Origin of the sequence: Pedobacter metabolipauper, from assembly GCF_004362715.1 — a bacterium.
Taxonomy (GTDB): domain Bacteria; phylum Bacteroidota; class Bacteroidia; order Sphingobacteriales; family Sphingobacteriaceae; genus Pedobacter; species Pedobacter metabolipauper.
In genome coordinates this window covers 360,738-372,217 of record NZ_SNYC01000005.1, presented here as the reverse complement: position 1 = coordinate 372,217, position 11,480 = coordinate 360,738, and the positions used below count along the sequence as shown (strand labels likewise).

Annotated in this window: 7 protein-coding genes and 1 tRNA gene; all 8 read left to right on the top strand. The window is 38.7% G+C overall.

Translation table 11 applies throughout. From position 1 onward, the window contains the following. The first annotated feature begins 3 nt into the window (after positions 1–3). The gene (locus ATK78_RS13985) at positions 4–2,403 is read left to right on the top strand and encodes an ABC transporter permease (RefSeq protein WP_133576738.1); all 2,400 of its coding nucleotides are present in this window, start codon (positions 4–6) and stop codon (positions 2,401–2,403) included. 101 nt (positions 2,404–2,504) lie between these two features. Further along, complete coding sequence (locus ATK78_RS13980; RefSeq protein WP_208112372.1) at positions 2,505–4,895, top strand: FtsX-like permease family protein; 2,391 nt, start codon at positions 2,505–2,507, stop codon at positions 4,893–4,895. Between the two features lie 48 nt (positions 4,896–4,943). After that, the gene (locus tag ATK78_RS13975) at positions 4,944–5,741 is read left to right on the top strand and encodes an ABC transporter substrate-binding protein (RefSeq protein WP_133576736.1); all 798 of its coding nucleotides are present in this window, start codon (positions 4,944–4,946) and stop codon (positions 5,739–5,741) included. Between the two features lie 226 nt (positions 5,742–5,967). Then, positions 5,968–6,657, top strand: coding sequence for a DUF4397 domain-containing protein (locus tag ATK78_RS13970; protein ID WP_133576735.1), 690 nt, complete (start codon positions 5,968–5,970; stop codon positions 6,655–6,657). Between the two features lie 206 nt (positions 6,658–6,863). Then, positions 6,864–7,256 (top strand): LiaF transmembrane domain-containing protein, encoded by a 393-nt coding sequence (locus tag ATK78_RS13965; protein ID WP_208112371.1) that lies wholly within the window; start codon positions 6,864–6,866, stop codon positions 7,254–7,256. Between the two features lie 412 nt (positions 7,257–7,668). Then, positions 7,669–9,714 carry a prolyl oligopeptidase family serine peptidase gene (locus ATK78_RS13960; protein WP_133576734.1) on the top strand — a complete coding sequence of 682 codons (2,046 nt, stop codon included), beginning with the start codon at positions 7,669–7,671 and terminating at the stop codon, positions 9,712–9,714. 155 nt (positions 9,715–9,869) lie between these two features. Beyond that, positions 9,870–9,951, top strand: a tRNA-Leu gene (locus ATK78_RS13955). A 66-nt stretch (positions 9,952–10,017) separates the two neighbouring features. Further along, complete coding sequence (tig, locus tag ATK78_RS13950; RefSeq protein ID WP_133576733.1) at positions 10,018–11,364, top strand: trigger factor; 1,347 nt, start codon at positions 10,018–10,020, stop codon at positions 11,362–11,364. The last annotated feature ends 116 nt before the right edge of the window (positions 11,365–11,480 follow it).

The following is an 11,480-nucleotide window of genomic DNA, read 5'->3' as shown; positions in this document are numbered from 1 at the left end:
GACATGTTTAAAATTAACTTATTAATTGCGTTTAGAAATATCTGGAGAAATAAAGTAACTACAGCCATCAAGATGATTGGTCTGATTGCCGGTTTAACCAGTGCCGTATTACTTGTTGTCTACCTGATGTTTGAACTTTCGTACGACAAGCACAATAAAAATGCAGCGCGTGTTTACCGGATACATTCCGTAAATGGTGCCGACTTAAAAGAAAATATAAAGCTGCCTTCCGGGTTAACCGACATGATGATCAGTGAAATTCCTGAGCTGGAAAATGGAATTCAGTTAAGCGGCTATAAAGATCAGGTGAAGGTCAATGAAGAAACTTATAAAGAACAGATCCTTAGAACCGAGACTTCTTTTTTTGATCTTTTTACTGCGACTTTTATAAAAGGTAATGCGTCTGTTGCATTAAAAGAACCATTTACGGCAGTTGTATCGGAAAGCTTTGCTGCAAAGGCTTTTCCCAAAGGATCTGCTATTGGACAAACACTTCAGTTAAAGTGGGAAGATTCACCTTTCCGTATTGTCGGTATCATCAAAGATCTGCCGAAGGCGGCCCATCTTCATGGTGATGTGATCATTCGAAGCAGTTTTAGTAGAAAACTAAACTGGAAAGGATACACCTCTGTATCGCAATACGTTCTGCTTAAGGAAAACACATCAGCAGAATCAGTTGGTAAAAAATTAGCCCCTCTGTATAAGAAATACGAGTTTCCTAAGGGAGTTACGTTAAAGCTGATGCCATTAACAGATATCCACCTGCATTCTCATACCGACAGTGAGCTGGAGCCGAATGGAGATATCCGTTACATCTATATTTTTTCTGCAGTAGCGCTTTTTATCCTGATCATCGCTATTGTAAACTTTGTAAACCTTACCGTAGCGGCATCTTTAAAAAGAGGGAAGGAGATCGGGATCAAAAAGGTAATGGGTGCATCACGCAAACAGCTGACGCTCCAGTTTTTAAGTGAAAGCTATCTATACTTTATTGCCGCCTTTCTAATGGTCATGATCATTACCAATGACATGATCCCTTTACTTGGATTGCAGATTGGTATTCCGATCAGCATTAAAGATATATTAAGCGCTAAAACGGTGTTGATTAGCCTGGGCATCATTATGGTTTCCGGTTTTATTGCCGGATTTTATCCGGCCCTGATCATTTCAAGGCTCATGCCTGTACAAACCCTAAAGGGATATGGTAATTCTACGCCGGGAAAATTTGGTTTCCGAAAAATATTAATGGCCTTTCAGTTTTCAAGTTCTGCGTTGCTGATCATCTGTACGCTCATTGTTTACAGTCAGCTTAAATATATCAGTAATAAGAGCCTTGGTTTTGATAAAGACCAGGTGTTGATTACGGAATCTGTAAATGAATATGGTCAAAAATTTAATGCATTCAGGTCAGAATTATTAACGCACAGGGCGATTAAAGATGTAAGTCTTTCTCATTTCAATCCGGGTGTTAATTATGGAGGCTCTTCGTCCTGGACGGATGATGTGGATACTGCAAAGCAGCATCAGTTTGACTTCATCTCTGTGGATCTTAATTTTATAAATACGTTAAATGTGCAGGTAGTAAAAGGAAGGGCCTTTTCTGCAAAGTATGGCACCGATGTATTTAATTATACAGAAGCAGCGGATAAAGTTCCTTATGAAGAATATAAGAGTGTTATGAAGCAGAGTCCCATTATTTTAAATGAAGCAGCTGTTGCAGAGTTGAACTTAAAAAATCCGATTGATACCATGCTCAGTTACGGCGGACTGCAAGGTAAGGTTATTGGCGTTGTAAAAGATTTTAATGGTATGTCCCTGCACAATAAAGTAACACCGATGAGTTTGACTTTAACAACCAATCCAGATTTCGGTTATATGTTCATTAAACTCCATACAACTGACATGAGTGCCACAAGAGCGATTGTAAATGAGGTTTGGAAAAAGCATTTCCCGGATATCCAACCGGACCTTAAATTTCTGGATCAACACCTGGAGCAATTGTACGCCAATGAAATGCGCATGGGTTCTGTGTTTATGTATTTTGCAGGTATTGCCATTTTCCTATCCTGTGTAGGATTGTTTGGTATGGTGTATTATGACTTGCAGCAGCGCACTAAAGAAATTGCGGTACGTAAAATATTGGGTGCTTCAGTAAATAACCTGCTGACGCTGATGAATAACGGCTTCATAAAAACAGTACTGGTGGCAAATGTGATCATCTGGCCGGTTGCCTATCTGCTGATCCGAAACTGGCTGGATACCTTTTATTACCGCATTTCATTATCATACCTGCCATTTGTGCTGGCATTGGGTATATGTTTGCTGCTAACCATATTGACCGTGTCCTTGCAAGCGCTAAAAGCGATTAAGAAGTCGCCGGTAGAAGCGTTAAAATATGAATAGTCACTGATTTAATTGCCCGTCATATGTTTAAACTCAATTTAAAAATTGCTTTACGGAATCTTTGGAAGCATAAGCTATACAGCGGCTTAAACATATTAGGTTTGGCAGCAGGATTATCTGGTTTTATGATCATTCTATTGTACATCAATTTTGAGACGGGATACGATAAGTGGGATCCTTCTCTAAAGAATACTTATCAGGTTGGTTTACATCAGGTAAAAAATGGAGCAGCCAATAGTGAGGCTAAGACTGATGGTTTTTTTGTAAAGATGATCCGTGAGCAATTTCCTGAAGTGCATACAGCAACGATGTGGTTATGGTCAGATGGTTTTAAGGTTAATTACTTCTATAATCATCAGTCATATGAACAAAATTTTACTGCAGCATCAATTGACAGCCTGTTTTTAAAAACATATCCTTTGCAAGCGATTTACGGTGACATCGCAGATGTTTTTAAGGATAAGAGGGGGATAGCTATAAGTTTGGGTAAGGCCAGGGAAATGTTTGGTAATGCTGACCCTATCAATCAAGTGATACTAAAAAAGGGAGGTGCTAATTTTTCAGATGAACAATTGGTGGTAAAAGCAGTTTGGGACGAAAAAAAATACCGTTCTTATTTTAATATAGATTTTATATCTGCCATTGATTTTAATATTTATGGAAGCGAGTTGTGGTATAGGAATTACAATGTTATGCTGCAGTTTAATGAAAAAACAGATGTTAGATCAGCGATTGTCCGCATCAATCAATTGTACCTGCAAGATCAGGCAAAAAGGGCAATGCTCATTAATGATCCAAACTATAGGGTCAATAGTAATGAGGCTATGGCCATTCTGAAGAAAAAAGAGGGAATTACCAGTCAGCGCATTGTTATCGAACCCGTAGAGGATTTGAACATGAAATCATTTTTTTCTCAGAACCCTAAGCAAAAGAGTATTTATATCTTAACCGCACTGGCATCTTTTCTGTTGATTATTTCGTGTGTAAATTTCACAAACCTGGCAATCGTCCAGGCGGGAAGTAGGGCAAAAGAAGTAGGGATCAAGAAAGTACTTGGTGCATTTCGTACCAACTTAACGCTTCAGTTTCTTATTGAAACAGGCATGCAGTGTTTACTGGCATTTTTTATTGCCCTAATTACTGTAGAGTTGATGTTGCCGCCTATTAATTCCATTCTGGATACTCAGTTGATCTTATTCAATGGCACGGAGTTGTCATTTCTTATTGGCCAGGGTTTAAGTCTTCTAATTGTGATCGTTCTTTTGTCGGGTCTTTATCCGGCATTGTTTCTTTCCCGTTTTGCTCCTGCTAAAGTTTTAAAAGGGAATTTCGCAACGAGCTTCGGTTCAGTCAATCTGCGTAAAAGTTTAATGGTTCTGCAGTTTACGATCGCCGGATCCCTGGTGATTAGCTTTTTGATCATGAATGCCCAACTCAATTATATGAAAAATAAAGATTTGGGTATGGAAGCAAATCAGGTTATGGCGCTGGGAATCCGGAATTTTAAAAACAGAAGTTTAAATCCGGCAGAGTTTTCGTCGATCAGACAACGTTTAATGGGAATAGACGGCGTTGAGGACATTTCCAGATCTACTGACGGACTTGTAGGTGAAAGTAATTGGAAGCATGATTTTACTTATAACGGAAAAACATCCGAATTAATAACAAAGTATAACGATATAAATTATCTGAACTTGTTAAAAGCTAAAATAGTTATGGGGCGCGGTTTTTCAGAAAAGCTAATGGCTACAGATACACTAACTAGCATAGTTCTCAATGAGGCCGCATTTATAGCAATGAATTTAAAGGAGATAAATGTGGTTATTGACCTTAAAGATGGTGATAGAATACAGCATGTTAATGTAGTTGGTGTGGTTAAAAATATTCAGAATGAGGGTTTTGACCGCGCAATTAAACCTGCTGCTTACCTTGCCGGAGATTTTAAATGGCATTGGAGATCGGTGGTCCTATTGCGTCTTAGGGGAAGTAACATCGCTGAAACTATAACAAACATCAAGAATGTCTGGAAGGAAATTGAGCCGGATGGTGAGCCCAGGTATAGCTTTGCCAATGAAAAGTTTGCAAAATTGAATGCTGTTTATGAACGTATGGCCAGCGTGATGTTTGCTTTTAGTACGATTACATTGCTCGTATCTGTTATGGGATTATTTACACTTGCTGCCTATAGCTCTAAATTAAGGCTTAAAGAAATTGCGATCCGTAAAATATTGGGTGCATCAACCATATCAATTCTAAAATTGCTGAATGTTGATCTTGTCAGGTTAGTCGTTGCGGCCAATATCTTCGCAGATGTATTCGCTTATATCTATATGAACCATTGGTTTAAAGATTTTGTATATCGGATTGATATTCCATTTATGCCGTTCTTACTGGTAAACATAGCAACCATCGTACTTACAATAATCACTGTGAGTATTCAAAGCGTAAGTGCGGTTAAGGCAAATCCTGTAAGGGCCTTAAAATACGAATAGCCTTCGAAGTAAATTAAAACTTGATAACTTTGCACATCATCAGATGATATGCAGCGTACGTTTACCGATCAGCTCAATAGAACCATAACGATTAACTATCCACCTCAACGGATCATTTCGCTCGTTCCTTCACAAACGGAACTATTGTTTGACCTTGGGCTGGATCAGGAGATCATCGGTTTAACCAAATTTTGCATTCACCCCATTGAAAAGTTTGCATCACGAACCAAAGTTGGCGGTACAAAAAAGCTGAATATCGAATTGATTAGAAGCTTAAAGCCAGACTTGATTATTGGCAACCGGGAGGAAAATGAGAAAGGCCAGATCGAGTTATTGATGACTGAATTTCCGGTGTGGATGAGCGATATTTATGAATTGGAGGATGCGAAGCAAACGATTCAGCAGATCGGAGAATTGGTAGACCGGGGGCCGGAGGCCAGTTATCTAAATCATTTGATCAGTGCAGGTTTTGCCGATCTGCAAACGCTTGCCGTTCAAAACCACATTAATCAGAAAGTAGCCTATTTAATATGGAGAAATCCATATATGCTGGCCGGTAAAGACACCTTTATCAATCATATTTTAAGTTTAAACGGACTGCAGAATGTGGTTAAAGAAAGCCGGTATCCTGAAATTGAATTGGAACAACTGGAAATATTGAAGCCAGAGCTGATCTTTCTGTCATCAGAGCCTTACCCTTTTAATGAGAAACACATGCTAGAAATTCAGGAAGTATTGCCTGATGCTAAGATCATGCTGGTTGATGGAGAAATGTTCTCCTGGTATGGGAGCAGGTTGGTAAAGGCTGTGCAATACCTGTTTCAACTGCAAAATGAGTTGAAATAAAACCACGATTGTTGAGTTGTATCATTTTTAGTACAAAGGCGGTTATTCTTATTAGCTCTTAAAAATACATTTTTTATTCTTATATAATTTGCTGATCTACAATAAATTATGCAGCGTACTTGTTTGTGTACATGAAAGGTAAATGTATTTCGGGTTTGGTTTTTGCCTGTCAGTTATCACAACAGGATTTCTGTTAATAACAATTACCTATTAATACATACCCATTATGAAAAATAATTCTTTATTTAAAAAAATGCTGACAGGTGCAGCGGTTTTAGCGTTAACCACAGTACTATTTTCTTGTAAAAAAGACGATGTTGATGAGACAGGTTCAGCTAATGTTAAAATTGTAAATGCTTCTTCAACTTCATCTGCGCAAAGTTTTTATCTGGCTGGAAATGTAGTTGTTCAGGGCGGTTTGTCGTTTGGCAGTTCTTCCCCAGACTATATTGTAACAAATTCTGGAAACAGACTGGAACTTCAGTTTAGAAATGAAGGATCAAGCAGTGCTTATGCTGCTGGAAATTTTAGCCTGGACAGAGGTGGTTATTATACCGTGTTCTTAGCTGGCGACGGACAAAGTGCTCGGGTTAAAGTTTATCCTGATGATTTAAGTGCTGCTGCAAGTGGAAAAGCAAAAGTCAGGTTTATTCACCTAAGCAATGCAGCTCCTGCAAACATTGACATTCGTTCAGGTGCAACTACTAACCTGGTTTCTAACCTGGCTTTGGACAATGCAAGTAACTATGTTAGCATTGATCCGGGAGTGTTGTCACTACAAGTTTATGCTGCGGGACAAAGTAACAGTCTGGGCAACTTTGATCTGACTCAATTTGCCGCTGGAAAAATTTATACGGTGTATATCACAGGTTCTACAACCAATGACATCTCAGTACGTCAGGTGTCTCATAATTAGTTAGACAATGTTTTAACTTAATATGATGAGTAATGAATACAAAGGTTGCATCTTAATTGATGCAGCCTTTTGTAATAAAATGACTTTGTGTAATGGCATTAAGAATTCACCGACAATTTTATAGCATTGACCGATGGTTGGCCTATGAACGCCATATCTTCATTGTCCGCCGTTTATTTTGACCGTAGTTTTGAAGAAAAAAGATCATGAATACGCTAAACAAAAACAAATCAGAACGTCAATTTACCATAGGTATAGTACTGTTAGTAATCGGAATGTTGTTCATTTTAAGGAATTTCGGATTATTGATTCCTTTCTGGGTATTAAGCTGGCACACAGTCATGCTGGCTATTGGTTTATTAATCGGCTACAAAAGGAACTTTAAACCGGGCGGATGGGTTTTGCTTACAATGATTGGTGGAATTTTCACCTTGAAAGACATTGTCTCATTTGATATGACAGCCTATACAGGCGCGTTGGTATTGATCGGTCTCGGCTTGTATATGATATTTAAGCCGAAACATGAACATCATTTCTGTGGATTTGATCACAAGAAAGGAAAACTCGATTTTGATGATCTTAAAGACCAGGGAAAATAATTAACTCCATCATATAGTTCAAAAGCAATCCACTAAGGATTGCTTTTTTTGTTTAATTGACTGCTTAAATTTATCTCTTTTTAATAAGCCTAAGCTGCATAACATTTTTTTTCCGCAAGATAGCATCAGGTTATCCTTTGGTCTGTGTTTAATTATAACGAGAATATTTAATGATCTATTTCCGAAGGATCGGAGCTGGTATAGTGGTCTAAGACCATTAACAGACCGCTGATAGACCGCTAATACCGGTAATAGAGCGGAGTTATACCTTTAACAATAAGGAAACTATCAGGTATGTATTAACAGACTATAATGATGTCTTACATGATAGGGGTAAACTCATACTCTTTACATTTCATAAAGAAAGCTTTGTTTAAAAAGCAATATACTTGTATTGAAATCCCAATAACTAATGACATACCCCAATACGAAAGAAGAGAATATAAGCGATAATTACTTTGGAACAATTGTAAACGATCCTTATCGCTGGCTCGAAGATGACCGCGCTGAAGATACCAAAGCCTGGGTTGTTGAACAGAATGCAGTTACCCAAAAATACCTGGAACAAATACCATACAGAGATCTGATCCGCGAACGGCTTACTAAGCTGATGAATTATGAGAAGTATTCACAGCCGTTTAAAAAAGGGGTCTATACCTATTTTTATAAAAATAGCGGATTGCAGAATCAAAGTGTGCTTTACCGTCAGAAAGAAGGGGGAGATGCCGAAGTGTTTCTAGATCCGAATACCTTTTCAAAAGATGCTACAACTTCACTGGCAGGCATTAAATTTTCCAAAGATGGCAGTATGGTTGCCTACCAATTGTCGGAAGGTGGCTCTGACTGGACTAAAGTAGTAGTAATCCGTGCTGAAGATAAATCTTTGATAGGCGATGCCATTATCGATGTAAAGTTCTCTGGTATAGCCTGGAAAGGAAATGAAGGGTTTTATTACAGCAGTTATGATAAGCCAAAAGAAGGTAGTGAACTGTCTGGCGTTACAGAATACCACAAACTGTTTTTCCATAAACTGGAAGAACGCCAGTCCGAAGACCAGCTCATATTCGGTGGCGATAAAATGCCGAGAAGATATATCGGAGCCAGTTTAACGGAAGATGAGCGTTACCTGGTGATTACTGCAGCGAATTCTACTTGTGGTAATGAACTTTATATCCAGGATCTTTCAACCGCCAATTCATCAATACATACCCTGGTTGATCATTTTGATCAAAATAATGAAATCATAGACAATGTGGGCAGCACGCTGTTCATTTATACAAACTTAAATGCGCCTAACGGCCGTATCGTTACTGTTGATGCTGCTGATCCAGGGCCTGAAAACTGGAAAGACCTGATCCCGGAGACTGAAAACGTACTTGATCCTACAACTGGCGGAGGCAAGCTATTTGCCAATTATATCAAGGATGCCGTATCTATGGTTTTGCAGTACAACAGAGCTGGTAAGCTGGAGCATGAAGTAGAACTGCCCGGAATTGGAACAGCCAATGGCTTTTCCAGTAAAGAAGAAGAGAAAGAACTTTATTATACATTTAGTTCTTACCTGTACCCGGCAACTATTTTTAAATATGACAGCACTAGCGGAAAGTCTGAACTTTATAAAAAGTCGGGAATTGATTTCGATCCTGCTATATACGAATCCAAACAAGTGTTCTACATGTCGAAAGATGGAACAAAAGTTCCGATGATCATCACCTTTAAAAAAGACGTGGTGTTAAATGGTAAGAACCCAACGGTACTATATGGCTACGGAGGTTTCAACGTAAGTTTAACACCGGCGTTCAGCACATCCATTATCGTTTTGCTGGAGCAGGGCGGGATCTATGCCGTACCCAACATCCGGGGTGGCGGTGAGTATGGTGAGAAGTGGCATCTGGCAGGAACGAAGCTTCAAAAGCAAAATGTGTTTGATGATTTTATTGCTGCTGCAGAGTACCTGATCTCCGAAAAATATACGTCAAGTGATTACCTGGCCATCATGGGCGGTTCTAATGGGGGCTTGCTTGTTGGTGCAGTCATGACACAACGGCCGGAGTTGGTTAAGGTGGTATTCCCTGCGGTTGGTGTACTGGATATGCTGCGATATCATAAATTTACAGCAGGAGCAGGCTGGGGTTATGACTATGGCACTTCTGAAGATTCTAAAGAGATGTTTGACTATCTGTACAAATACTCACCTGTGCATACGTTAAAAGACGGCGTATCCTATCCGGCCACTTTGATAACAACTGCCGATCATGACGATCGTGTAGTGCCTGCACACTCTTTTAAATTTGCTGCTGCACTGCAAAAACACCAGCCGGGCGAAGCTCCGATGCTGATCAGTATCCAGACCAACGCCGGTCATGGCGCAGGAAAACCAACGGATAAAGCCATTCAGGAAATTGCAGACCGATGGTCATTTTTGTTTTATAATATGGGATTGACATACGTTAATTAAGCGATAGCGGGATTGCAAAGCATAATTTCAAATAAACTATAAAATAATTTTTACTGATAACCAGTTGATTAACTAAATAGCTTGAAAATAATTCTAAAACCGTTTTGACTTTTAAAAACTATCTCTATCTTTGCAGTCCTAAATACATCCTAACTGCGGAAGTGGCGTAATTGGTAGCCGCACCAGACTTAGGATCTGGCGCTTCACGGCGTGGGGGTTCGAGTCCCTTCTTCCGCACAAAAATTCCCCCGCAACACGGGGGAATTTTTATATAAAGACATTTATAAAATTGATTCCATAGAAATGAATATTACACAGGAAAAAATCAACGACTTAAACGCAGTTGTAAAAATTAAGATTGCACCTGAAGATTACACCGAAAAGGTTGATAAATCTATAAAAGAACAAGCAAAAAAATCTAACCTTCCTGGTTTCCGTAAAGGGATGGTTCCTGCAGCCCACATTAAAAAAATGTTTGGCAAAAGCATCCTGGTAGAAGAAATCAATAGCTTATTAAGCGAAACCCTAAATAAACATTTAACAGACAATAAAGTCGAGATCCTTGGTCAGCCTTTACCGGTAATTGATGATACTAAAGATTTTAAATGGGACAATACGGACGAATTTGAATTCAACTACGAATTGGGTCTGGCACCTGTCATCAATGTAGATGTGACATCCAAAGATAAATTCGTAAAATATAGTGTTAAAGCGGACGAAGAAACCCTTGCTGCACGGATCAAAAACATCCGCAGAAGCTATGGCAAAATGACAAACCCTGAAGTTTCGGCAGATGATGATGTACTTTATGCCGAATTAGCACAACTTTCTCCGGATGGTTCAGTTTTTGAAGGTGGCATTAACCATACAGGTTCTATTCGTTTAGATCAGGTAGCTGATAAAAAGATCTTAAAATCTTTAATCGGTTTAAAAAAGGATGATGTAGTAGAACTGGATCTTCAGAAAACTTTCGACAAGAATGAGGTGATCATCGCCAAATTGCTTGACATTGCTGAAGAAGATGCCAAAGAATTACAATCTAAGTTCCAGGTAACAATTAAAAATGTAAACCGCTTAGAGGAATCTGATTTAAACCAGGAGTTCTTTGATAAATTATTTGGTGCTGGTGAAGTAACTGATGAAGCAGGCTTTACAACAAGGATCACAGAAGAAGTAGAAAGTATGTTCCAGCAGGATGCAGACCGCAAATTGCAGAATGATATCTATACCAAACTGATCGAAAGTGTAAAGATCGAATTGCCGGATGCGTTTTTACGTAAATGGTTAAAAGCAACTAACGAAAAACTAACTGACGAAGAATTGGCAGAAGGTTATGATGATTTTGCAAAAAACCTGAAATGGACCTTAATCGAAAACAAGCTGATTAAGGACAATAACATCGAGATTAAATACGAAGATGTTTTCCAAACTGCAAAGCAACGCTTAGATGCACAGTTCAGGATGTATAGCCCTGCGCCGATGCCGGAAGATCAGTTGGCAGAGTATACCGCAACTTTCCTGAAAGAAAAAGATAACGCCAATCGCATCTTCGATGAAGTAAAAGCGATTAAAGTTTTTGAATACATTCAGTCTGTTGCTACATTAGACCAAAAAGATATAGCTTATAACAAGTTTATAGAATTAAAGTAATCGCCAATAAAGCGAACTAAATTTATAGATACTGATAAGGCGGCTTGCATAAGGCCGCCTTGTTTATATAAAAAATATTCAAATTTTACAATACCACAATAAATTACCAACTTAGT